At 70.6% G+C, this 22635-nt stretch carries 26 protein-coding genes; 9 read left to right on the forward strand and 17 right to left on the reverse strand.

Going from position 1 to position 22635, the window contains the following annotated elements; translation table 11 throughout:
- Positions 1–25: 25 nt before the first annotated feature.
- Together ACTWJ8_RS34510 and ACTWJ8_RS34515 are read right to left on the reverse strand one after the other, a co-directional pair.
- Positions 26–463, reverse strand: a complete 438-nt coding sequence (locus ACTWJ8_RS34510) for an NfeD family protein (RefSeq protein WP_356373344.1) — start codon at positions 461–463, stop codon at positions 26–28.
- Between the two features lie 119 nt (positions 464–582).
- Positions 583–2034 carry an MFS transporter gene (locus ACTWJ8_RS34515; RefSeq protein WP_356373343.1) on the reverse strand — a complete coding sequence of 484 codons (1452 nt, stop codon included), beginning with the start codon at positions 2032–2034 and terminating at the stop codon, positions 583–585.
- A gap of 135 nt (positions 2035–2169) precedes the next feature.
- Between ACTWJ8_RS34515 and ACTWJ8_RS34520 the strand changes: the two genes are divergently transcribed.
- Complete coding sequence (locus ACTWJ8_RS34520) at positions 2170–2760, forward strand: TetR/AcrR family transcriptional regulator (RefSeq protein WP_356373342.1); 591 nt, start codon at positions 2170–2172, stop codon at positions 2758–2760.
- A 359-nt stretch (positions 2761–3119) separates the two neighbouring features.
- Here ACTWJ8_RS34520 and ACTWJ8_RS34525 read toward each other — a convergent pair whose 3' ends face one another.
- On the reverse strand, positions 3120–3449 hold the full coding sequence (locus ACTWJ8_RS34525) for a hypothetical protein (RefSeq protein WP_356373341.1): 330 nt from the start codon (positions 3447–3449) through the stop codon (positions 3120–3122).
- 28 nt (positions 3450–3477) lie between these two features.
- Positions 3478–4662 carry a zinc-dependent alcohol dehydrogenase gene (locus ACTWJ8_RS34530; protein WP_356373340.1) on the reverse strand — a complete coding sequence of 395 codons (1185 nt, stop codon included), beginning with the start codon at positions 4660–4662 and terminating at the stop codon, positions 3478–3480.
- 195 nt (positions 4663–4857) lie between these two features.
- On the opposite strand from ACTWJ8_RS34530, the gene ACTWJ8_RS34535 reads away from it, so the two are divergent.
- The 3 genes from ACTWJ8_RS34535 to ku all read left to right on the forward strand — a co-directional run bounded on the left by ACTWJ8_RS34535 (position 4858) and on the right by ku (position 7141).
- On the forward strand, positions 4858–5448 hold the full coding sequence (locus tag ACTWJ8_RS34535) for a flavodoxin family protein (protein WP_443261456.1): 591 nt from the start codon (positions 4858–4860) through the stop codon (positions 5446–5448).
- A gap of 75 nt (positions 5449–5523) precedes the next feature.
- Positions 5524–6024 (forward strand): hemerythrin domain-containing protein, encoded by a 501-nt coding sequence (locus ACTWJ8_RS34540; RefSeq protein ID WP_443261457.1) that lies wholly within the window; start codon positions 5524–5526, stop codon positions 6022–6024.
- A 154-nt stretch (positions 6025–6178) separates the two neighbouring features.
- On the forward strand, positions 6179–7141 hold the full coding sequence (ku, locus tag ACTWJ8_RS34545) for a non-homologous end joining protein Ku (protein ID WP_443261458.1): 963 nt from the start codon (positions 6179–6181) through the stop codon (positions 7139–7141).
- A 27-nt stretch (positions 7142–7168) separates the two neighbouring features.
- Here the strand turns inward: ku and ACTWJ8_RS34550 are convergent, their stop codons facing one another.
- Positions 7169–8026 carry an NAD(P)H-binding protein gene (locus ACTWJ8_RS34550; protein ID WP_443261459.1) on the reverse strand — a complete coding sequence of 286 codons (858 nt, stop codon included), beginning with the start codon at positions 8024–8026 and terminating at the stop codon, positions 7169–7171.
- Positions 8027–8175: 149 nt separating this feature from the next.
- On the opposite strand from ACTWJ8_RS34550, the gene ACTWJ8_RS34555 reads away from it, so the two are divergent.
- The gene (locus tag ACTWJ8_RS34555) at positions 8176–8772 is read left to right on the forward strand and encodes a TetR/AcrR family transcriptional regulator (RefSeq protein ID WP_443261460.1); all 597 of its coding nucleotides are present in this window, start codon (positions 8176–8178) and stop codon (positions 8770–8772) included.
- A 13-nt stretch (positions 8773–8785) separates the two neighbouring features.
- On the opposite strand, the gene ACTWJ8_RS34560 is transcribed toward ACTWJ8_RS34555, so the two are convergent.
- Positions 8786–9496, reverse strand: a complete 711-nt coding sequence (locus tag ACTWJ8_RS34560; RefSeq protein WP_443261461.1) for a type 1 glutamine amidotransferase domain-containing protein — start codon at positions 9494–9496, stop codon at positions 8786–8788.
- Between the two features lie 49 nt (positions 9497–9545).
- Positions 9546–10472: an acetoacetate decarboxylase family protein gene (locus ACTWJ8_RS34565; protein ID WP_443261462.1), complete on the reverse strand. Its 927-nt coding sequence runs from the start codon at positions 10470–10472 to the stop codon at positions 9546–9548.
- A 133-nt stretch (positions 10473–10605) separates the two neighbouring features.
- Between ACTWJ8_RS34565 and ACTWJ8_RS34570 the strand changes: the two genes are divergently transcribed.
- Positions 10606–11526, forward strand: coding sequence for an NAD-dependent epimerase/dehydratase family protein (locus ACTWJ8_RS34570; RefSeq protein ID WP_443261463.1), 921 nt, complete (start codon positions 10606–10608; stop codon positions 11524–11526).
- On the opposite strand, the gene ACTWJ8_RS34575 is transcribed toward ACTWJ8_RS34570, so the two are convergent.
- The gene (locus tag ACTWJ8_RS34575; protein WP_443261464.1) at positions 11490–12572 is read right to left on the reverse strand and encodes a GlxA family transcriptional regulator; all 1083 of its coding nucleotides are present in this window, start codon (positions 12570–12572) and stop codon (positions 11490–11492) included. The two genes, ACTWJ8_RS34570 and ACTWJ8_RS34575, sit on opposite strands and share 37 nt — an antisense overlap.
- 81 nt (positions 12573–12653) lie before the next feature.
- On the reverse strand, positions 12654–13628 hold the full coding sequence (locus ACTWJ8_RS34580; protein WP_443261465.1) for an alpha/beta hydrolase: 975 nt from the start codon (positions 13626–13628) through the stop codon (positions 12654–12656).
- Positions 13629–13910: 282 nt separating this feature from the next.
- Between ACTWJ8_RS34580 and ACTWJ8_RS34585 the strand changes: the two genes are divergently transcribed.
- Positions 13911–15116, forward strand: coding sequence for a PP2C family protein-serine/threonine phosphatase (locus tag ACTWJ8_RS34585; RefSeq protein WP_443261467.1), 1206 nt, complete (start codon positions 13911–13913; stop codon positions 15114–15116).
- On the opposite strand, the gene ACTWJ8_RS34590 is transcribed toward ACTWJ8_RS34585, so the two are convergent.
- A complete protein-coding gene (locus tag ACTWJ8_RS34590) occupies positions 15091–15993 on the reverse strand; it encodes an SDR family oxidoreductase (RefSeq protein WP_443261468.1) in 903 nt (300 codons plus the stop codon). The two genes, ACTWJ8_RS34585 and ACTWJ8_RS34590, sit on opposite strands and share 26 nt — an antisense overlap.
- A 158-nt stretch (positions 15994–16151) precedes the next feature.
- On the opposite strand from ACTWJ8_RS34590, the gene ACTWJ8_RS34595 reads away from it, so the two are divergent.
- Positions 16152–16775, forward strand: a complete 624-nt coding sequence (locus tag ACTWJ8_RS34595) for a DinB family protein (protein WP_443265085.1) — start codon at positions 16152–16154, stop codon at positions 16773–16775.
- Between the two features lie 27 nt (positions 16776–16802).
- Here ACTWJ8_RS34595 and ACTWJ8_RS34600 read toward each other — a convergent pair whose 3' ends face one another.
- Positions 16803–17846: an NAD(P)-dependent alcohol dehydrogenase gene (locus tag ACTWJ8_RS34600; RefSeq protein WP_443261469.1), complete on the reverse strand. Its 1044-nt coding sequence runs from the start codon at positions 17844–17846 to the stop codon at positions 16803–16805.
- A gap of 94 nt (positions 17847–17940) precedes the next feature.
- Here ACTWJ8_RS34600 and ACTWJ8_RS34605 point away from each other — a divergent pair, with 94 nt between their 5' ends.
- Positions 17941–18537 (forward strand): TetR family transcriptional regulator, encoded by a 597-nt coding sequence (locus ACTWJ8_RS34605; protein WP_356373326.1) that lies wholly within the window; start codon positions 17941–17943, stop codon positions 18535–18537.
- A gap of 101 nt (positions 18538–18638) precedes the next feature.
- Here ACTWJ8_RS34605 and ACTWJ8_RS34610 read toward each other — a convergent pair whose 3' ends face one another.
- From ACTWJ8_RS34610 to ACTWJ8_RS34635, 6 genes are all read right to left on the reverse strand, one after another.
- Positions 18639–19274 carry a hypothetical protein gene (locus tag ACTWJ8_RS34610; protein WP_443261470.1) on the reverse strand — a complete coding sequence of 212 codons (636 nt, stop codon included), beginning with the start codon at positions 19272–19274 and terminating at the stop codon, positions 18639–18641.
- 175 nt (positions 19275–19449) lie between these two features.
- On the reverse strand, positions 19450–20340 hold the full coding sequence (locus tag ACTWJ8_RS34615) for a YihY/virulence factor BrkB family protein (protein ID WP_443261471.1): 891 nt from the start codon (positions 20338–20340) through the stop codon (positions 19450–19452).
- On the reverse strand, positions 20330–20884 hold the full coding sequence (locus tag ACTWJ8_RS34620; RefSeq protein WP_443261472.1) for a hypothetical protein: 555 nt from the start codon (positions 20882–20884) through the stop codon (positions 20330–20332). Before ACTWJ8_RS34620 ends, ACTWJ8_RS34615 begins: the two co-directional genes overlap by 11 nt.
- Positions 20874–21782, reverse strand: coding sequence for a DUF6286 domain-containing Asp23/Gls24 family envelope stress response protein (locus ACTWJ8_RS34625; RefSeq protein ID WP_443261473.1), 909 nt, complete (start codon positions 21780–21782; stop codon positions 20874–20876). Before ACTWJ8_RS34625 ends, ACTWJ8_RS34620 begins: the two co-directional genes overlap by 11 nt.
- A complete protein-coding gene (locus ACTWJ8_RS34630) occupies positions 21779–21964 on the reverse strand; it encodes a hypothetical protein (protein WP_356373881.1) in 186 nt (61 codons plus the stop codon). Before ACTWJ8_RS34630 ends, ACTWJ8_RS34625 begins: the two co-directional genes overlap by 4 nt.
- Positions 21965–22014: 50 nt before the next feature.
- A complete protein-coding gene (locus ACTWJ8_RS34635) occupies positions 22015–22530 on the reverse strand; it encodes an Asp23/Gls24 family envelope stress response protein (RefSeq protein WP_443261474.1) in 516 nt (171 codons plus the stop codon).
- Positions 22531–22635: the final 105 nt, after the last annotated feature.

The raw sequence follows: 22635 nt of genomic DNA on the forward strand, positions 1-22635 counted from the left end.
GTTGCTGGATGGTCACCACGCGGGTTCAGGGCAGGAGATCTCTGGGGTAGACGACCGCCGTCGCGCCTTCGATCTCCATGACGTCGACCAGCGCCCCCACGGGGATCACCTGGCTCTCGTCGAGCGCGCGGGCGGACCATTCCTCGCCGGACAGTTTGATCAGGCCGCGGGTCGCGGTGACCTCCCGCACGACCTCGGCCCGCTTGCCGATGAGCGCGTCGCTTCCGTCGCGGACGAGGGGCGTCTGCGCCAGGTGGCGCAGGACGACGGGGCGTACGAGGAGGAGTCCCGCCCCCGCCGTGACGCCGAGCGCCACGAGCTGGCCGAACAGGCCGACACCCACGCCGGCGACCACCGCCGTCACCAGGGCCGCCCCCGCGAAAAGGCCGAAGACCACGGTCAGCGTGAACACCTCCGCGGCGCCCAGCGCCGCGGCGGCCATCAGCCAGACGTACCACGGCATGCGACCAGCCTCCCTCGGGCGACCTCTTCTCCAAGCTACCGTCGGACGCGCTCTCGGGCGATGGCCGGGACGGTGCCCTTCATCGCCCTCGAGCGGCCTTCGGGGCCCGTCGGTCCCCGTCAGTGCCCGTGCGGGTCCTCCGCCGCTCGCCGCGGCAGCAGCCGGACCACCGGGAGGCAGGCCGCGGTCACCGCGAGGACGACGACCAGGGAGACGGTCATCGCGTGCGCGGGCGCACCGGCGTGGAAGTAAACGGTGGTGACGATCGCCGAGCCGAGACCGTTGGCCAGCTGCTGGATCGCCGTGAGGGAGCCGGAGGCGCTGCCCGCCTCCTCGGCCGAGACGTCACCGAGGGCGAAGTCGAAGACCGTACCGAAGCAGCAGCCCATGCCGAGCCCGATGACGAAGACCGTGGGGGCCATCGTCCAGAGGGACAGGGCCGTGCCCTGCGCGACGACCAGCGCGAGCAGTGCCGCGCCGCCCGCGAGCGTGAGGAGCAGGCCGAGCGCGACCACGTGGCGGCCGAGCCGCTTCGTCAGGCCGCCCATCGTGGCGAACGCCGAGACGATGATGCCGAGGGTGAGCGGGAGCAGCCCGAGCGCGGCGTCGGCGGGCGCGACGCCCATGCCCTGCTGCATGAACAGCGAGATCACGTAGATCAGGCCCGAGGTGACCGCGAAGAAGAACAGGCCGAGGACCAGCGCGGAGGTGAAGCCCTTGTTCTTGAGGAGGGACGGCGTGATCAGGGGTTCCGCAGCCGTGCGCTGACGGCGGAAGAACAGCAGGAGGAAGACCAGGCCGACGGCGAGGGAGCCGATGGCCAGGGCGTTCCAGCCCTCCGTGGAGCCCTCGATCAGGCCCAGCATCAGGCCGAACATGGTGACGGCGAGCAGCCCGGAGCCGATGCCGTCGACGGTGACGGACCGGTCGCCCGCGTCGCGCGGCAGCAGCCTGGCGGCGGCGAGGACGCCGACCGTGCCGAGGATCAGGTTGATGAGGAAGATCGGCCTCCAGGACAGGCTCGCGATGTCGGCGTCGATGAGGAATCCGGCGAGGACGGGGCCGCCGACCGAGGACAGCCCGAGCAGCGGGCCGAACAGCCCGAAGGCCTTGCTCATCTGCTCCCGCGAGAAGTTCCGGGCCATGATCGCCATGCCCTGCGGGATCAGCACCGCGCCGAACGCACCCTGTAGTACGCGGGCCACGATCAGCGGCGCGGGAGCGGGGGAGAGGCCCGCGAGCGCGGACGCGAGCGTGAAGCCCGTCATGCCGATCAGGAACAGCCGGCGCTGACCGTACTTGTCGCCGAGCCTTCCTCCGATGACGAGCAGCACGCCCATCGCGAGTGCGTACGAGGAGCCGAGCCATTTGACGAGGGCCTCGCCCCCGCCGATGTCGGCCACGATCGTCGGCGCCGCGATGTTGGTGACCGTCGAGTCGATCATGTCGAGCGCATCGGCCAGCAGGACGAGCGCGAGGATCGCCCAGAAGGCGGCCTTGGAGAGCGCGGCGACGGGGCCGGAGGGCCCGGCCCCCGTCCCCGCTTGCGTGGTCGGGGTCGTGGACGTCATGACGGGCTCCTTCCGGTGGTGGTGAGTGCGGCGGGCGCGGAACGGCCTCGCGCCAATTCAGAAAACCATAGTCACTAGGAAAACGCAATCACTACAGTTTTGAAGTGGCTAGGAAGAGGCCGCTAGCATGGCGGCATGACGCAGACGCAGCAGACCCCGGGCAGGCGCGAACGCAAGAAGGCCGCGACCCGAAAGGCGCTCTCGGACGCGGCCCTGCGCCTGTTCCTCGAGCGCGGCTACGACGACGTGAAGGTCGCCGAGATCGCCGCCGCCGCCGACACCGCCCTGACCACGCTGTTCGCCCACTTCCCCGGTGGGAAGGAAGCGCTCATCCTCGGCGACAGCGAGGAACGCAAGGCGTCCCTGACGGCGGCCGTCCGCGAGCGCGCCGACGGTGTCTCGGTGCTGGACGCGCTGCACGACTTCATGTCCGGACGCGGCATGTTCGCCGACGACCTCGACGACGAGTTCCGCCGCCGCCTCGACCTCGTCGTCACCACCCCCGCGCTGCGCCGGTACGCCCGCACGCTGTGGGTGGAGTGCGAGCACGAGCTGGCGCAGGTCATCGCCGAGGAGACGGGCAAGGACGCGGACAGCGTCGAACTGCGCCTGCTGGCCCGCTACTTCCTCGAACTCCCCGACCTCGTGGCCTCCGACCCCGCGCCCCGTGACTCCCTGGCCGCCGCGTTCGCGTACTTCCGGCGGGGCTGGCCCGATCTGGCGTGAGCGGCGGCGGGCGGCCGGTGCGCAGCGGCCGACGGGGGCAGGTGCGGCCACGGCCGGAGCTGGGTGTGCATATCGCCGCAGGGCCGGGGCACTCGCTGTCTTGGGCCCCGCCGTGTCTCCCCCGTCGCGGTGGGGCTCCCGCACGCCCGGCCTACGGCGCGGGGCTCGCAAATCCCTCGTCGACCCTCCCGCTTACTCGCGAGTAAGCGTCGTGCGACAATGAGACCGGAGGGCCCCGCCGTGCATCCCCCGTCGCGGCGGGGCCCCCGTCTCTGCGTTGTCGGACAGCGACGGAGCCCGAGGCGTGGAAGTGGTCAGGACCTGCCCGTCTTCGTGAGCCGCCTGCGCGACACCAGATCTCAGCCCGACGTCAGCGTGAACTGCGTGTCGAGTTCCTGGTCGCCGGAGGCCGAGCCTGCGTCCTCGACCGTGTAGACCTGATCCAGCTTCGTACGCAGCGCCTCGACGTCGTGCGGCGCGCCCTGCACCGTCACGGCCACGGAGCCCTTGAGCGCGCCGGGGCGGTGGTCGGGCGTGTCGCTCGCGGAGACCTCCGCCGTCCACACCGTCGGGTGGACGTCGTCGGAGGTCGTGGGGGAGTCCGCGCCGAGGTACGCCAGGACGCCGCGGGCATCCTCCTCCGTGCAGGTGCTGAGGGTCACGGTCATCAGTTCGTCGTCGTGCGTCATGGTGTCTGTCTCCTGAGTCGGATGCTGGTCAGGGCGTCAGGACCGTCTTGATCATGCCGTCGTCCTTCGCCTGGAACGTCGCGTAGGCGGCAGGCCCCTCCTCCAGCGGCAGCGTGTGAGTGGCGAAGTCCTCGACGCCCAGCACGTCCTCGTCGTCGAGCAGCGGCAGGATGTCGCCGACCCAGCGCTTGACGTTGGCCTGGCCCATGCGGAGCTGGAGCTGCTTGTCGAACATGGTGAGCATCGGGACCGGGTCGACGGCGCCGCCGTACACCCCGATGACCGACACCGTGCCACCGCGGCGGACGGCGTCGACGGCTGTGTTGAAGGCAACCATGCTGTCCACGCCGGCGCGGCCCATCACCTTCTGGCCGACCGAGTCGGGCAGCAGATCGGCCGCCCGCTGCGCCGCCCGTGCCAGCGGCGCGCCGTGTGCCTCCATGCCGACGGCCTCGATCACGGCGTCGGTGCCGCGCCCGTCCGTCCGGTCGCGCACCGCGTCGCCCACCCCGTCCTCGTAGTCCCGCAGGTCGATGGTGTCGACGCCGCGGGAAGCGGCGCGGGCGAGGCGCTCGGGGACGAGGTCGACGCCGATGACCCGGCTCGCGCCGCGGTGCAGGGCGATGCGGGCGGCCATCTCGCCGATGGGGCCGAGGCCGACGACGGTCACGGTGCCGCCCTCGGGGATGTCCGCGTAGGCGACGGACTGCCAGGCGGTGGGCAGGACGTCGGAGAGGTAGAGGTAGCGCTGGTCCGGCGGCCCGTGCTCGACCTTGACGGGCAGGGTGTTGCCGAACGGGACCCGCAGCAACTCGGCCTGACCGCCGGGCACTTGACCGTACAGCTTGGTGAAGCCGAACAGGGAAGCGCCCATGCCCTGGTCGGTCACCTGGGACGTCTCGCACTGCGAGTGCAGCCCCCGCTCGCACATCCAGCAGGTGCCGCAGGAGATGTTGAAGGGCACCACCACACGGTCACCGACCGCGACGGCGTGCACCTCGGGGCCCACCTCCTCGACGACGCCCATCGGCTCGTGCCCGAGGATGTCACCCGGATCGAGGAACGGGCCGAAGACCTCGTACAGATGCAGGTCCGACCCGCAGATACCGCTGGACGTGATCCGCACGATGATGTCGGTCGGGTCCTCGATCCTCGGATCGGGCACGGTGTCCACCCGGACGTCACGCCTTCCGTGCCAGGTCAGAGCCCTCATCACTGTCTCCTGTGGGTCGGCCCCCGTTCCGCTGTCACTGGCCCCCTGTTCTTCCAGCCTGGGGCACGCGACGGCGCCGCGCCAGCGGCCTCGTGGCGTGCCGCAGGGGACGGATTCGGAGCGTGAGGTGTGGGTACTCGTCTGCGGCTCTGCCCGCGCCGGGCGGGCGCCCCCCCACCGTGAGGAGACACGTCCATGACTCGCGCTCTCGCCCTCGTCTGCACGCTCACCTCGTCGCCCGACCCGTCGAGCAGCCAGCTCCTCGCCGACCAGGTGATGGCCGAACTGCGCGGACTCGGCGTCGAGGGGGAGACACTGCGGGTCGCCGACTTCGACGTACGTCCCGGAGTCGAGGTGGACCTGGGCGACGACTGGCCCCGGCTGCGCGAGAAGGTGCTCGCCGCGGACATCCTGCTCATCGCCACGCCCATCTGGCTCGGGCACCCCTCCAGCCTGTGCCAGCGCGTACTGGAGCGCCTCAACGCCGACATCTCTGAGACCGACGACCAGGGCAGGCAGCTGCCCTCGGGGAAGGTCGGTGCCGTGGTCGGCAACGAGGACGGTGCCCACAAGGTCAGCGCCGATGTCTTCCAGGGGCTCAACGACCTGGGGTTCTCGCTGGCGCCCGGCGCGGTCACGTACTGGGTGGGGGAGGCGCAGCACGGCACGGACTACCAGGACCTCGACGAGACACCGGAGAGCGTCGCCGCGAACACCCGTGCCCTGGCGGCCAACGCGGCCCACCTCGCGCGACTCCTGAAGGACTCCCCGTACCCGCCTCAGTAGCCGGGACACGCCATCGATGTCAGCACCGCGACCGATGCGAGTGAGGACACCACCACCCGCCGAAGGAGCCACCCCATGCCGGACGAGACAGCGCCCAAGGATGTCGTGGAACTGATCCTCGACGACCACCGCCGGATGGAGGACCTGTTCCGCCGGATGCGCAGCGTCGAGGCCCAACGGGCCGACGCGCTACGGGAGTTCGCCGACCTCCTGGTGGCCCACGCGCTCGCCGAGGAGCACGAGGTCTACCCGGCGCTCAAGCGCTTCCGTGACGTCGACAACGACGAGGTCGACCACGGAAAGGAGGAGCACGACGACGGCAACAAGGCGCTCCTCGCCCTCCTCGAAGTGGACGACGTCGGCGGTGACGACTGGGACGAGAAGCTGGAGAAGCTCGTCGAGGCGGTCACCCATCACACGGACGAGGAGGAGCGGACGATCCTCAACGGAGCCCGCGAGAACGTCCCCATGGAACGCCGCGAGGAGCTGGGCGCCGCCTTCACGAAGGACCGCGCCAAGCACCTCGACGCGGCCTGCGGCGACATCGACAACCTGCGCCGGATCGTCGAAGACTGAGCCCGCCCGTGCTCTCAGTCCTGCCGCTCAAGGCGGGCGCACCGATCTGACGCGGACGCGGCGCGGCTCCCGTGCCGACCGGTGGCCGACGAAGCGCGCCACCAGGACACTGGCCATGGAAGTCGCACACACACGACGGAGGGAGCTGAGCCGGGTGGCACGCGCGATCTGGACGGGAGTGGTCACCTTCGGGCTCGTGAACGTGCCCGTCGGCCTGTACACGGCGGTCGAGGACCACACCACTCACTTCCACCAGCTGCAACGCGACAGCAGCGACCGGATCCGCAACCAGCGGGTCAATGAACGTACGGGCAAGAAGGTGTCACCCGACGACATCGTCAAGGGCTACGAGGTGTCCGAGGGCCAGTACGTCATCGTCGAGCAGGACGAGCTCGACGACATCGCTCCCGGCCGCTCCCGCACCATCGACATCAGCGACTTCGTCGACCTGAACGAGATCGAGCCCGTCTACTTCGACCGCACGTACTACCTCGCTCCGCGCGACAAGGAGAACCAGAAGGTCTACGAGCTGCTGCGGGCCGCCCTCGCCGAGACCGACAAGGCCGGGATCGCCACCTTCGTGATGCGCGGAAAGCAGTACCTGACCGCGCTGCGGGCCGAGGACAAGATCCTCGTACTGCAGACACTGCACTGGCAGGACGAGGTCCGCGACCCCTCCAAGGAGCTGCCGAAACTGCCGTCCGGGCGCGCGGGCAAGGGCAAGGAGCTCGACACCGCGGTCCAGCTGATCGACAGCCTCGCCGCCCCATGGGACCCGTCGCGCTACCGGGACACGTACGAGACGAAGGTGCGCGAGCTGGTGGAGGCGAAGGCCGAGGGCCACGAGGTGGAGACGGCCGAGGAGGCCCCCGAGCCCACCAATGTCGTCGACCTGACGGAGGCCCTGCGCGAGAGCCTGGAACGGGCCCGCGGCGGGAAGCGCTCCACCTCCTCCCCGAAGAAGAAGCAGTCCGCCGGGCAGGAACTCGATGAGCTGAGCAAGGCGGAGCTGTACGAGCGGGCCTCCGAGCAGGGGATCGAGGGGCGCTCGAAGATGAACCGGAAAGAGTTGGTCGACGCCCTCGGTAAGGGGCGGGGCAAGAAGAGCGCGGCGTGACGCGAGAGGGCGGAAGCCGCGGCGGAGTCAGGGTGTGCCGTTCGCGGCCTGGAGGCGGTCGGCCACGCTTCGGGGCTCGCGGCCGATGAGTTCGGCGAGCAGCGGGGAGGCGTCGGCGAAATAGCCCGCGCAGCTTGCCTCGTACCAGCCGAGCAGGAAGCGGGCCACCTGCTCCGGGACGCCGGCCGCGATCTGGCCTGCGACCCACTGTTCGTCGTCCACCACGACGCGCTCGACCGTGCTCCCGGTGATGTCGGAGGCCATCCGGGCGAGGTCGCCGAGGGTGACGGCGGTCGGTGCGGTCAGGTCGACGGGGCCGTCGAACGGACGGTCACCGGCCAGGACGACCGCGGTGGCCTCGGCCACCTCGTCACGGTCGACATAGGGCGTCGGGCCGTCCTGCGGCTGGGCGATCACACCGGTCCGCTGCCACGGGCCGAGCACCTGGTCCAGGGGGCCGTACGGGCCGTTGCGCAGGGCGGTCCAGGCCACCCCGGTCCCCGCGAGCAGTGCTTCCGTCGCGAGGTGGACCTCCGACGGCGCGTAGGGGCTGCCGGGTGCGGCGCCGTGCTGGCTCGTGTAGAGGATCCGCCGGGCGCCCGCGGCCACCGCGGCCTCGATGGCGTTGCGGTGCAGGCCGACGACGTCGTCGCCCGGCTTCCCGCCGGAGACCACGAGGACCTGCTCGGCGCCCTCGAAGGCGTGCCGCAGTGCGGCCGGGTCCTCGTACGAGCCCTGCCGCACCCGCACGCCGCGGTCGGCGAGGTGTCGCGCCTTGGCGGTGTCGCGGACGCTGACACCGATCCGGTCGGCCGGTATGCGCCGGAGGAGGTGCTCGACGGTGGCTCCGCCGAGACCACCCGTGGCGCCGGTGACAACGATCATGTTCTTCACCTTTCCGAGCGCCCACGGTGCACGTCTTGTGTCGTGGCGGTGGGCGGACCATAAGTTGACCAAGCTGGTCAACTTCACTTCCGGTGACGACCGTAGGTAAGCTGACTCGGCGAGTCAAGTTATGGGAAGTGGTGAGGGGCATGACCGGTGCGACCCCCGCGGGGTCCCGGCTGCGTGCCGACGCCCGGCGCAATTCCGAGCAGATCCGAGCGGCCGCGATCGGCGCCTTCCAGGGCCAGGGCCTGACGGTGCCGCTGGAGGAGGTCGCCAAGGCGGCCGGGGTGAGCAAGGCGACGATCTTCAACCGGTTCGGCGGGCGGATCGGCCTCATCGAAGCCGTCATCGAAGAGGTCGTGGCAAGGGAGCTGTTCGCCCTCATCGGCCGCGCGCGGGCCGTCGACGACCCGGGCGAGCGGATCACGTACTACCTCACCGCGCTCCGCGACCTCCAGTACCGCCAACCCGCCTTCAACGACGTGCTGTTGCAGACCTACCCGGACGCGCGGCAGCTGATGGAGATCTGCCGGGCCGGAAGCGAGGCCAACGAGGAATTCGTCGCCGCGGCCCGGGCCGCCGGCGCGCTGCGGCCCGAGTTCACGGCGGGCGACCTCCACGCCCTCGTCCTCGACAACGCCCTCGCCCTCAAGCACGGCGAGCTGCCGCCCCGGGGCGACTACGACCGCCGCACCATGTACCTCCTGGACGGAATCGGCGGCCGCACTCGCGAAACGACGTGAGTGCGATGCCGGGTCAGAGCGGGTCGACGCGGCCGTCGCCCTCCAAGGCCTCGACGACCTTCTTCGCCGTGGCCTTGGCCGACCCCGGGTTCTGGCCGGTGACGAGGTTGCCGTCGGTCACGACGTAGGAGACGAACGGCAGTGTCGCCTTCTCGTAGAGCGCGCCGCGCTGTTTGGCCTGCTCCTCGGCGTTGTACGGGACCAGTTTGTCGACGCGGGCGAGGACCTCCTCGGTCCAGGCGAACCCCGTCATCCTGCGGCCCGCGATGAGGTAGGAGCCGTCCGAGAGGCGGGTGTTGAGCAGGCCGCAGTAGCCGTGGCACACCGAGGAGACGATGCCGCCGCGCTCGTGGATCTCGCGGGTGATGCGCTGCAGGCCCTCGCTGTCGGGGAAGTCGTACATCACCGCGTGCCCGCCGGTGAAGTAGATCGCGTCGTACTCGGAGGCGTCGATCCGGTCGGGGCTCGCCGTGTTCTCGAGCAGGGCCGTCTTGTCGGGGTCGGCGCGCCAGGACTTGGCGGTCTTGTCGTAGTTCGGGAACTTCAGCGCCCGCGGTTCGAGAGGCACCGCGCCGCCGGCCGGGCTGACGAGCGTCTGCTCGTAGCCGTGCTCCTCGAAGACGTGCCAGGCGTGCGTGAGTTCGGAGAGCCACAGGCCCGTGGCGTGGGAGGGGTCGTCGTAGTGGCCGACGTTGGTGACGACATTGAGGATGCGCTTGGTCATGACTGATCTTCCTTCATGCGGGCCGGGGCGGCGAGGTGGCGCTCCGTCCTCAGCTCCGGTCCTGGACGGAGGTGGGCACCGGCATGTGCAGCGCCAGCTGGCCCTCGGTGGTGACATCGAGCTGGAGCGTCCGAGTCGGCCGCAGCGAGCGCAGGTCGTCGCTCACCCTCCCCTCGCCGAGCCGCAGGTCCACGTCGCGGGGGAAGCGCGTGGTTCCTGAAGCGAGCATGTTGATCTGGCTGGTCGTGGAGTGCCAGGCGCCGTCGATCGTGGTGTAGGAGGTCAGGGTCGAGACGTGTGCGCCGCTGGGCCGGGCGGTCTGCTTCGGGGTGGGGGCCGACAGGGTGAGGTCGAGGCCGCCCCGGTCGTTGGCGAGGCGGGCGGAGGCGCGCTCGGCGTCGATGTCGACGTCGAGTTCGGCGACCCACTTGGGGAACCCGTAGCCGTCGTGGCCGCGCACCTGCGCGATCTCGGTGTTGACCGGGAGCGAGAGGACGTAGGAGTGCAGGGAGTCGTTCTTGAGCCCGGTGACCAGGTCGAACAGGCCGAGCCCGCCGTGCCGGGCCGGCTTCACGGCGATGCCGACCGCGGCCTCGGTGTAGAAGTCGATGTCGCACACGTCGTACCGGAAGGCCATCAGGGAGACGACGCCGAGCCCCGGGGCGATCTCGAGCGGGTCGAGCTCCCGGGGCAGGCGGGCCCGGATCGCCCTGGTCGGCGCGAGCATCGTGAGCCGGGCCGTGGAGATGCGGTAGTAGAAGTTCGGCGTCAGCGTGGGTCCGATGCGGGACTCCACGCGGCTCTTCGGCATCCGGCGGAAGAAGTCGACGCTGCTCACCCGCGGGTCCCGCGCGACCTCGTCGAGGTCGGTGTCCATACGGAACCGGTCGTAGAGGCCGCCCTCGGGGACGGTGACGAGTCGTCCTCCGAGATCGACCTCTACGGTCCGGTCGGTCGGCTTGGCGGTCGATGGCATGGACGCTCCTTGGATGTGATCGGTGCTAACATCGAGAATCGCACGGGATGTAAACACCGTCAACAATGATGGTGCGAGCCGAACGGCGCGCGTCGACGACACCCGCACCCCTCACCTCAAGGAGGCCACCCCCATGCAGACCGTTCTCGGCGCCGGCGGACCGATCGCCGACGAGCTCGTGAACGAGCTCCACCGCCACCACACCAAGGACATCCGCCTCGTCAGCCGCAAGCCGTCGAGGGTGAACGACACCGACGAGCTCGTGGCCGCGGACCTCACCGACGCCGGCGCCACCAGCCGCGCCGTCGCGGGCAGCGACATCGCCTACCTCACCGTCGGCCTGCCGCTCGACTCGGAGCTGTGGGAGCGACAGTTCCCCGTCATGATGCGCAACGTCATCGACGCCTGCGCCGAACACGGCACCAAGCTCGTCTTCTTCGACAACACGTACATGTATCCCGGAACGTCGACGCCGCAGACCGAGTCGACACCCTTCGCGCCTGCCGGTCGCAAGGGACGGGTCCGCGCGGAGCTCGCCACCATGCTGCTCGAGGCCATGCGGGCGGGGCGGGTCGAGGCCCTGATCGGCCGAGCGCCCGAGTTCTACGGTCCCGGCCGGACGAAGAGCTACACGAACTCGTTCGTGTTCGACCGGATCAAGGCGGGCAAGAAGCCGTTCGTCCCGGTCGACGCACGCGCCAAGCGGTCCCTGATCTGGACCCCCGACGCGGGCCGCGCTCTCGTCCTGCTCGGCAACACGCCGGACGCCTACGGACAGACGTGGCACCTGCCCATCGACCCGGACCGCAGGTCCTACGCGCAGCTCGTCGAGATCGCGGGCGAGGTCACCGGCCGCAGGATCGGCTACACGGTGCTGCCGATGCTCGCCTTCCGCCTGGGGCGGCGCTTCGTCAAGCAGCTCGACGAGATGTACGAGCTGATCGCCCGCTACCGCGACGACAACATCTTCGACAGCTCGAAATTCGCCGCCCGCTTCCCCGAGTTCCAGGTCACGAGCTACCGGGAGGGCGTGGAGCGGATTCTCGCCGGCTGACCCGTCGGCAGCTCCTCCCGAGGGCTCACTCGTGCCGCGACGCCGAACCGGCGTCGATACTCCGACGGCGTGACGCCCGTGGCGCGCTGGAAGAGCCGACGGAAGTTCGACACGTCCAAGTAGCCGACGTCGCGCGAGATCTGGGCGACGGGTTCGTTGGTCAGCTCCAGCGACTCGCGTGCCTTCGCGATACGCGCGGCCTGGATGTACTCCGTCGCCGTCAGGCCCGTGGCCTCCTTGAACCGTCGCTGGAAGGTACGCGGGTGCATGGCCGCGGTCCGCGCGAGGTGCTCGACGGAGTGAGGCTCGTCGAGGCGGGCGTGCAGGTGGGCCTGCACCGCGCGGATGTCGCCGTCGCCGTGCTGGAGCCGGGGTGTGAACTCCTGGTAGAGGGACTGCCGTCGGCGCGGCGGGTCGGCCAGTACGAAGCGTGCCGTGTGCAGCATGACACTGGGGCCGAGCATCCGGTCGACGAGGGTGAGGCCCAGGTCGACCCACGCCAGGATCCCCGCAGCCGTCATGATGTCGACGTCGTCGATCACCATGCGTGAGGCGTCCACACGGACCTTCGGGTGTCGGCGTGCCAGCTCCTCGGCGAACGCCCAGTGGGTCGTGGCGTCCCGGGAGTCGAGCAGGTGGGTCTCGGCGAGGACGAAGACGCCCGCGCACACGGCACACAAAGTGGTGCCCTGGGACCGGAGTCCGACGAGCCATTCGGTGAGCTCGCCGACCGATGCCATCAGCTCGGGCACGACGAGACTCGGGGGGATGATGACGTGGCTGAGCCGGTGCGCGAGTTCGGGATGCGTGTCCGAGGTGCACACCATGACCGGCCCGTCGTCGGTGGCGGACACCGCCCAGGTACTGACCCGGATCACGCTCGGAGGCTCGGCCGACTCCACGGCGTACTCGCTGGCGACACGGAAGATGTCCCGCAGGCCGTGGATCGCCGACACCTGACAGTCCTCGTACTCCAGCAGACCGACCTCGGCGACGACCCGCGCCCCCCTCCCGTCGACGTGCGGACCTGTGGCGGTCGGGCTCATCGTCATCTCCTCCAGGTCCGTGGCCGGCAAAGCGATGGGCGGCAGACCGCTCAAGTCTGCCGCCCGTGTTCCTGATTACGGTCACTCCTGGTGGAGTGCCTCGCGCAGCGTGTCGACGGACAGCTTCCGTGCGACGTTGGTGGCCGGGGTGTCCCGCAGGCTGTCCAGCAGCATGAAGTCGTGGACGGTCCCGCTGATACGGACGGCCGTCACCTCGACCCCCGCCTCACGGAGCTTGTTCGCGTACAGCTCGCCGCCGTCCCGCAGGACGTCGGCCTCCGCCGTGATGACGAGGGCGGGCGGCAGCCCCTCCAGGTCATCGAGGGTCGCCCGCAGCGGCGAGGCGTACTTCTCCTCGCGCTTCGACTCGTCGGTCGTGTACGCGTCCCAGAACCACTTCATCCCGTCGCGGGTGAGGTAGTAGTGCTCCGCGAACTGGTGGTACGACTGCGTGTCGAAGTCCGGCCCCGTCACGGGGTAGAGCAGGATCTGCGCCTTGAGCGCGAGCCCGCCGCGGTCCTTGTTCATCTGCGCGAAGACCGCGGACATGCAGCCGCCGACCGACTCGCCCGCGACGGCGACGCGGGAGGTGTCGAGGCCGTGGTCGGCGCCGTTCTCCTGCAGCCACTGGCCGACGGCGTAGTTCTGCTCGACCTGCGTGGGGTAGCCCTTCTCGGGCGCCCAGTCGTAGACCGGGAAGACACCGGCGGCACCGGCACCGACGGTGAGCTCGCGGAAGAGCCGGTCGTGGGTCCTGTCGTCGCCGAAGACCCACCCGGCGCCGTGGAGGTAGAAGACCACGGGCAGCGGGCCGGTGGCGCCCTTGGGCCTGATGATGCGGGTGCGGACGGTGCCCCACTCGCCCGCGTCGACGTCGACCCACTCCTCGTCGACCTCCGGGCGCTCGACACCCTCGCCGCTCTGCAGGTCGCTGAGGATCTTGCGCCCCTCCTCGGGCGGGACCTCGTAGATCCGCGGATGCGGGTCGGTGGCCTCGGCGAGCTCCCTGGCCTCGGGCTCCAGGTACGGCGTGGTGGGGGCTGGAAGGTCAGTCATGGCTGGTCCTCTCCTCGAAAGCCGGTCGTCGCTTGCCTCATCGACGCTACGGAAGGTCCGTATCAGGGCAGAGTGCCGCGAACGACTGCTTTCGAGGTGATCGCGACACGCGTTCTGAGATGCGGTCCGGTGAAATCCGGGTGCGGTCCGGTGAGCCCTGGTGGTCGGACATCGGGCGAGCCGGGATCAGGGGGCCACGGGACCCGGGCGCCCCCCGCCGCCAGCGTGTCGGACTGCGTGCACGCCGCGGCGGCGGGAGAGTGGCTTTCGAGGGAGGCGGACATGGCGGTGGAGCGCAGCGGGACGGCGGACGTGCTGGCGGCGGCGGAGCAGGCCGCGCCCATGAACTCCCTCGCCGTCGTGGCCCGCGGCCTGCGCCACCGGTTCGGCGCACACCACGTGTCGTTCCTCTTCGTCGACCTGCTCGGCCGGCGCATCCTGCGGGTCGGCGAGGACGCCGCCGCACGGGACCGCATCGACCACGATCCGCTGGCAGGCAGCCCGTACGACAAGGTGCTGCGCACGCAGCAGCTGGTGCACGGGCCGGGCGACGACGACGCCACGCAGCGCGTCCTCGCGCCGGTCACGAACCGCGGTGACACCATCGGCGTCCTGGAGCTGTTCCTGCCCGACGACATCGTCACCGACGAGGTGCTGAGCGCGATCGAGGAGGCGGCGCACACCCTCGCGTACCTGATCGTCACCGACCGCCGGTTCACCGACTTCTACCACTGCACCAAGCGCACCGCCGAGGTCAGTCTCGCGGCCGAGATCCAGCGACACCTGCTGCCGTCGGCGCCGTCCTGCGAGGCCGCCGAGTTCGCCCTCGGCAGCACGCTGGTCCCCGCGGCCAGCATCGCCGGTGACACCTACGACTACACGCTCGACCGGGACACGCTTCACCTGTCGGTCACCGATGTCATGGGCCACGACGTCGAGGCCGCGCTCATGGCGACCCTCCTCGTCAACGCATCGCGAGGCGCCCGCCGCGCCGGAGCGGACCTCGCCGAGCAGGCGCGCCAGGCCAACCAGGCCCTGATCGACCACGGCCCCCGTGTCTTCGCCACCGGCCAACTGCTGCGCGTCGCCCTGGACGGCTCAGGCGCGCACCTGGTCAACGCCGGACACCCCTGGCCGCTGCGGCTGCGCGACGGCACGGTCGAGGAGGTGGAGCTGTCGGTCGACCTGCCCTTCGGCCTCGCCGACACCGCCGCCTACCAGGTGCAGCCGCTCGACCTGCGCCCCGGCGACCGGCTCCTGCTCTACACCGACGGCATGCGGGAGCGCCGCGCGGAGACCGTGGACCTGCACGGACTCCTGCGCAGCACCGCGGACGACCATCCGCGCGAAGCGGTGCGCGTCCTGACCGCCGCGGTCACCGAGGCCGCCGGCGGCACCCCGCAGGACGACGCGACCACCTTGTGCCTGGACTGGTACGGCCCGCGAGAGAGCCGGGGCCCGTTCAGGGCAGCGGGGTGCCGCCCGTGACGTTCATGATCTCAGCCGTGATGAAACTTGCCTGGTCGGAGGCGAGGAAGACGTACGAGGGCGCCAGCTCGGCGGGCTGAGCCGGCCGGCCCAGGGGCGCCTGCTTCCCGAACTCGGTGGTGTCCGGCAGCGTCGCCGGGATCAACGGTGTCCACACCGGCCCGGGAGCCACCGCGTTCACCCGGATCCCGTCGTCGACGAGCATTTGGGCCAGCCCCTGCGTGAACGTCACGATGCCGCCCTTGGCCATCGCGTAGTCGAGGAGATGCGGGCTCGGCTTGTACGCCTGCACCGACGTGCTGTTGATGATCGACCCACCACGGGGGATGTGCGGAACGGCCATCTTGCACAGCCAGAACATGGCGTAGAGGTTGGTGTGCACGACGCGGTCGAACTGCTCCGTCGAGATCGCCCCGATGCCGTCCGGCTGGGACATCTGATACGCGGCGTTGTTCACCAACACGTCGATGCGCTCGAACTCCCGCACCGCACGGTCCACGACCATCCGGCACTCGTCCTCCCGTTGCAGGTCGCACGGCACGGCCACGGCCTTGCGCCCCGCCTCCTCCACGAGCCGGACGGTCTCGCGGGCCTCGTCCTCCTCGGCCGGCAGATGCGTGAACAGCACGTCCGCGCCCTCGCGCGCGTAGGCGACGGCCACGGCCCGCCCGATCCCGGAGTCACCACCGGTCACCAGCGCCTTCCGCCCCCGCAGCAGCCCGGACCCCTCGTAACTGTCCTCCCCGTGATCGGGCCGCGGATCCATGGGCCCTGTCCACCCTGGCGGCTCCTGATCCTGCTGCGGGAAATCGGGCTGCGGGTGCGCGGTGGTCGGGTCCTGGGGCGGGTTGGCGCGGGTGTCGTCGTGATGGCTCATGGTTACTCCCGGGTTCTCCGGTGTGCGAAGTGACCTCGCTGGGCCTCTTGACTGAGTGGGCCTACGCGCGCGAAGCAAACCTGCCGGGAGCCGGGGACCTGCGCCGATGCGCGGGATCTTGAGCCCGCGGGCCGCCCCTGGCAGGCTCATGCCGCATGATCGACGACGATTTCGCGAAGGCCACGCTGCACGGAAGACTGCGGCGCGACCGCGAGGCACTGCTCTGGAAGCTCGACGGCCTGTCCGAGTACGACGCCCGGCGCCCGCTGACGGCGACCGGCACCAACCTCCTCGGCCTGGTCAAACACGTGGCCAACGTCGAGGCCCGCTACTTCGGCGAGGTCTTCGCCCGCCCCTCCCCGGAACCGCTGCCCCGCTGGCAGGACTCCGACGGCAGCGACTTCTGGGCGTCCGAGGACGAGCCCCGCGACGAGATCGTCGACCTCTACCGCCGCACGTGGTCCCACTCCGACACCACGATCACCACCCTCGCCCTCGACGCCCCCGGTCACGTCCCGTGGTGGCCGCCTCCGCACGCCACCACGAACCTCTTCGCCGTCCTGCTCCACGTCCTCGGCGAAACCGTCCGCCACGCGGGGCAGGCCGACATCCTGCGCGAGGGCATCGACGGCCGGACCGGGCTCCGAGCGGAACACGAGCCGCCGATCGACGAGGAGGCGCGTGCGGCGCATCGGGCGAGGTTGGAGGGGATGGCAAGGGCGGTGGCAGGCGGCGAGAGGCAAGAGGCGGATGCCGCCGCCTCGGCCGGTACTGGCCGATGATGTCGCTCGGACAAGCAGCGTCGTCGGTCAGTCGAGATCGGACATGTCGAGTACGAAGCGGTAGCGGACGTCGTTGCGGGCCAGGCGTTCGAGAGCCTTGTTCACCTGGGACGACGGCAGCAGCTCGATGTCGGCGGTGATGCCGTGTTCAGCGCAGAAGTGCAGCATGGCGGCGGTGGACGGGCGGCCGCCGCTGCCGGCGGAGCTGAGCTTCTTGCGGCCGATGAGCAGGTCCACGGTTTCCACGGTGACCGGGCCGAGGTGGCCGAGGTGGCTGAGGGTGCCGTCCATGGCGACCACGCGCAGGTAAGGAGCCAGGTCGTGGGGCGCGGAGATGGTGTCGATGACCACGTCGAACCGGTCGCGGACCGCTTCCATCTGCTTCGAGTCGGTGGACACGACGAATCCCTGCGCCCCCAGGCTGCGCGCTTCGTCGGCCTTGTCCGAGGTCCGGCTGATGACGGAGGTCGCGGCGCCGAGCGCGGTCGCCATCTTGACCGCGAGGTGGCCCAGGCCGCCCAACCCGGCCACGGCGACGGTGCTGCCCGGGCCCACTCCGAGCGCCTGGAGCGGTTCCCAGACGGTGACGCCGGCGCAGAGCAGCGGGGCCGCGGCGGCTGCGTCGAGGTTCGCGGGGAGACGGTAGGCGAACTGATGACCCAGGACGTACTCGCGGGAGTACCCTCCCAGCGTGGGCGCGCCGTCCTGCCGGTCGGCTCCGCCGTAGGTCAGTGTCGGGAATTCACGGCAGAAGTTCTCCTGACCGGCCTGGCACATGCGGCACACGCCGCACGAGTCGATGATGTTGCCGACGGCCACGGCGTCGCCCGCGGAGAAGCCGGCGACCGCGCTGCCGACCTCGGTCACCACACCCGTGAACTCATGTCCGGGTACGAGGACGCCGTTCGCGTCGCTCTCGTGCGCCTGCAGTGCGTGGAGGTCCGTGTGGCAGACACCGCAGTAGTCGACACGTACCGCGATGTCGTCCGGGCGCAGGTCCCGGCGCTGCAACGCGGCGCGGCGCAGAGTGCGTGTCGCGCTGTCGGCCTGCCATCCGGTCGTGGAACGCATCTCTGACTCCTAAGACAGACTGTTCGGTCTGTTTGACGGTAGAGAGATGCGAGCCAATAAGCAAACAGACTGGTCTGTCTGTTAAGGTCCGGGCATGCCCGACCAGCCATCCAGCAGCCGCGGAGCCGCGACGTACCAGCGCATCGTCGACGCAGCCACCCAGGAGTTCGCCGAGTACGGCATCGCCGGTGCACGCATCGAGCGGATCATCGCCGCCGCACGCACCAACAAAGCGCAGCTGTATGGCTACTTCGGCAACAAGGAACAGCTCTTCGACGCGATCTTCTTCGCCTCACTGGAGCGGATCACCAACGTCGTCCCCATCGACGCCACCGACCTCGCCGACTGGGCGGTGCGCCTCTACGACGAGTACCTCAGCCGCCCCGACCTGATCAGGCTCGCGACCTGGGCGCGCCTCGAGCGGCGCCCGACTGGGCACCTCGTGGCGGACCACGACCGTTACGACGACCACAAACTCCGCGCCATCGCAGAAGCCCAGGCCGCCGGACGCATCAGACAAGGAGACCCCTTCGACGTGATGGCCATGGTCATCGCCATGTCCATGGCCTGGTCTCCGGTGAGCAACGTCTACGCCGCCACCACCCAGGAGCCCGAGAGCGTGCACGACCAGCGGCGCGCCCTGCTCCGAGACTGCGTAAGTCGCGCCGTCACCCCGGACCGGGGCGCCTGAGCAAACCGTGACGGCCGCCGCGTAGGTGTCTGCCGTCGCATTGATCAGGTGTGTGCCGAGGGAGCCGGTCACCGCGCGACGGGGCCAGGCACCGGGCCGTGCTACGGCCTCTTGCCGCCCGCCTTCGCGAGTTCGCGGGAGATGGCGTCTTCGTCCTGACCGCGCACCGTCTCTTCCAGGCTGGGGTCGTCCCGCGGCGAGAACTGCTCGCCCTTGGCGAAGTCGTCCTCGTTCAGTACCCGGCCGCACCATTCCCCTCGCCCCACCACGTGTTCGTCGAAGGGGACGGCGGCGCCCTCTCCGAGGACGACCCACTGCCCGGCGTCCCAGCGCAGGGCAAGGACGTATGCGTGGCCGGTCTCCAGCCGAGGTGCGTCCGGAGCCGTGCGCTTGACCCGATTGCCGTTCCGGTACGTCGACCAGCCGGGGGCGGTCATGTCGAAGGTGCTCCCCATCTCGTGACGGGGAGTGGCGGCGGACCACAGCACCTTCTCCTTCCGTAACGTCACCGACCGGTCGACCGTGTACCGCACCGGCCCCTTGTCGAAGTCCTCCCGGTTGATCTCCCGTTCGGAGGTCGGCAGGGCCACCACCACGTGGTCCGCCCCCTCCTTCCAGTCCGCCGCGGTCTGGGACGCGTACGGGTCATTGGCCAGGCCGCAGCCCACCACGGTGCGCAGCCCTTCCCGGCCGATCAGCACGCTCGCGGTGACTCCGGCGAGCGCCAGCAACGCCACCGCGACTCTCCCGGACTGCTCGGACCTCGGCGGACGGACCATGAACATCGACTCAATGCCCCCGTTCTCGAACAGCGTTGTGCTATTCGGTTCGTATATGCATTGATCACTTTTCTCGTCGGTTGGTTCCGTTGGTACAGGCCCAGGCGTTGTCGGAGCGACCCCCAGCGAGCCCTCAGCCCACCCCTCGCCCCTCCGCCCCGCTCAACTCCGCCGTGAACTGCGCCCCCGCCAGCAGCGCCAAGTTGGACAGCCACAGCCAGATCAGGAAGACGACCGCGCCCGCCAGGGAGCCGTAGAGCCTGCTGTAAGTGCTCAGTTGGGAGGTGTAGAAGGCGAAGCCGGCGGAGGCGCACAGCCACAGGGCCGCCGCCAGGGCGCCGCCGGGGATGCTGTGGGCGCGGGTACGTGCCTGGGCGGGGCCCGTGCGGAAGACGATGACGACGAGCAGGGCGACCACGCACAGCAGCATCGGCCAGCGCAGCAGGCTCCACGCCCACGCCGCGGCCGTGTCGAGACCGAAGTAGCGGCCCGTGGCCTGGGCGACCGGGCCGGTCATCAGGAGCACGAGCGCGCTGACGACGAGGAGACCGAGCAGGGCGAGCGCCGTGAGCACGATGCGGTGGGCCTTGTGCCACGTCGAGCGGCGGTCCGCCACCCGGTGCATGCGGTGTACCGCGCGACGGAACACCGCGAGGTAACTGGAGGCCGACCACGTCGCGCTGACCAGACCGATGCCCAGCAACGTCCACGCGGCCGCGCCGTCGCGCAGCGCCCGGGAGAGCACGTCGTGCAGCTGCGTGCCGGACTGGCCCGGCGCGTACTCGGTGACATGGGCGATGAACGCCTCCGCCGTGTCCGGGCTGAACAGGCGGAAGGCGAGGGCGATGACGAGCAGCGACGGCAGCACCGTGAGGATCGCGTAGTACGTCAGCGCCGCCGCGTAGTCCGACATGTCGTCGCGCCACATCGACAGTGGAGTTCGGCGCAGCGCGGCTCTCCAGACCGATACGGGGACGACCGCGCCGACCGGGCGGTTCGGTGACGCGTGCGGGTCAGCGGACATGGGGCCTGCGGTGCGGGCGCGCGGTGAAGTGGATGTGCATGCGAAAACGGTACGGGGCGAGCGCGGCCTCCGTGTCGGAGGTGAGCCGGCCCAGCGTGGGCAGGACGGCGGACGGCGGCGTGTCCGGCCGCAGTCGTACGCGCAGTGTCGCGTCGAGACGGCCGGTCCGTGTGCCGACGCGAATCCGGGGCCGGCAGCGGTCGACACCGTCGAGGTCCTCCACGTGTTGGGCGATGGTGTCTTCCAGGGCGCGGGTACGGAGATGGCTCCGGAAGGTGGGCAGAGGTACGCGGCGTCGGTGCCCGCTGCGCAGTTGGCGTACGAGCCACCATGCGAGCAGGAGGGTGGCCGCGGTCGACGCCGTCGCCATCGAAGGCACCCACCATCCGTGTCCGCGCAGCCAGGAGACGTCGTCGGGGGAGACGAGGGGTGTCGGCGCCGGCCATGGTGTCGTGCGCAAGGAGAGCCAGGCGCCTGCCGCGAGGGCGGTCAGGCCGCACACCCCCAGCGCGAGACGGTTCAGGAGCGTACGGCTACGAGTCATCGGTGGCACCTGCCCGGACGGGTGTGGAGGCGTTCGTGCGGACCTTGACGCGCAGGCTCGGTGTGCGGCGCAGGGAGCACGCGTCGAGGACCGTGTGGGCCGCGGTCGTGATGTCGCGGTGGGCGATCTGCCTGTCCCCGAAGGTCAGTTGGGCGCGGACGACGATGCGGCGCCGGCGGACCCGGACGCGTACGGTGTCGACGCCCGCGACGTCTCCCGCGGCGTCCCGGACCAGCAGCGCGACGGCCTTGCGGTCCACGGCCGCGCGCAGGCGTGCGTCGGGAGAGTTCAGGGTCAGCAGGGCGCGGCGCCCCGGGGTGACCGCGAGGGTGATCATCACGATGCCGAGGGCCACGAGTGCGGCGGCGGCCGCCGTGACGGGCGGTGTGTCCGGGCCGTGCCGCTCCAGCCAGTGGAGGGTTTCGGCGCGCCACGGCGCCGCCGGGCGGTGTGCCAGGTGCACCATGAGGAGGTCGTGCGCCAGCGCGCCGCAGGCGACGGCCGCCGCGAGGGCGAGGAACGCCGTGGGCAGCCTGCGGGGCGACCACCAGCGTCTCGGGGCGCGGGACGTGTCGTGCGTGTCGGGCGCGGTGGGAGGTTCGGCCGGTGTCGGGAGGAGCTTGGTGATGTGGACGTGCGCCGTGCCGACCCGTAGGCCCGTCAACTCGCTTGTGCGGTCCGTGACATGGGCCTGCAGCCGACGTGACGCGTCGGTGAGCCGGGCCGGGAACGGAAGAGCCACCTTCACCCCGATGTCCGCCCGGCCGCCGTGCACGCTCGCGGCACCTTCCGCCCCACCGGCCGCGGACGGTGTGACCTCCTGGGCCGCGCGTCCTGCGATCCTGCGCACGGCCCTGTCCGAGACGACCGTCGTGCCCCGCTCGGCCGCCGCCGTCATCGTCGGCTCCGATCCCAGCCGTCGCGCAGGTCACGGACCCGCCCACCGCCGTCGAACCACTGCCCGGCCATCCAGCCCAGGGCGCCGAGGGCGGCCACGAGCAGGAACGCCCCGAAGCCGCCGAAGTACCCTGCGAACGCCAGCGCCATCCCGGCGAGCATCCCGGTCGTCGCTCTGCTCACTGCCGCCTCATCCCCTCTCCACGCATCCGTACTCGTACGACGAAGACCGCTCACTCCACGCGGGTCTCCGCCGTGGGCGCCTCGTCGTCCTCGGGCAGGTGGACGTCGTTGATGGTGACGTTGACCTCGACGACGTCGAGCCCCGTGATGCGCTCCACCGCGCCGATCACGTTCTCGCGCACGTCACGGGCCAGGTCGGCGATCGGGACGCCGTACTCCACGACCAGGTCGATGTCGATGGCCGTCTGCCGCTCGCCGACCTCGACCTTCACGCCCCGGCCGACGTTCGGACGGCCGCCGGGCACCCGGTCGCGCACGGCGCCGATGGTGCGGGACAGGCCGCCGCCCATGTCGTGGACGCCGGGGATCTCGCGGGCGGCCATGCCGGCGACCTTCACCACGACGACGTCGGCGATGGACGTCCTGCCGCGGTCGGCGGCGGGCTGATCGGCGCCCGTCGCACCGCCGGACAGCGCCGTCGTCTGCGGCTGGGCGGCGCGGCCGCGGTCGGCCCGTGCCGCCGGGGTGCTCGTCGTGGCCGGCGCGCTCTGCGTGTTCGTGCTCATGATGTGTCCTTCTCTCTGCGGGTGGTCGTCGTGCGGACGTTCCGTGTGCGAAACGTCGGATGTGCTTGCTCGGACAGACCCGCGGCGGATGCATCTGTGACGCTG

The sequence above is a fragment of the Streptomyces sp. SDT5-1 genome (genome assembly GCF_052245995.1).
GTDB lineage: Bacteria > Actinomycetota > Actinomycetes > Streptomycetales > Streptomycetaceae > Streptomyces.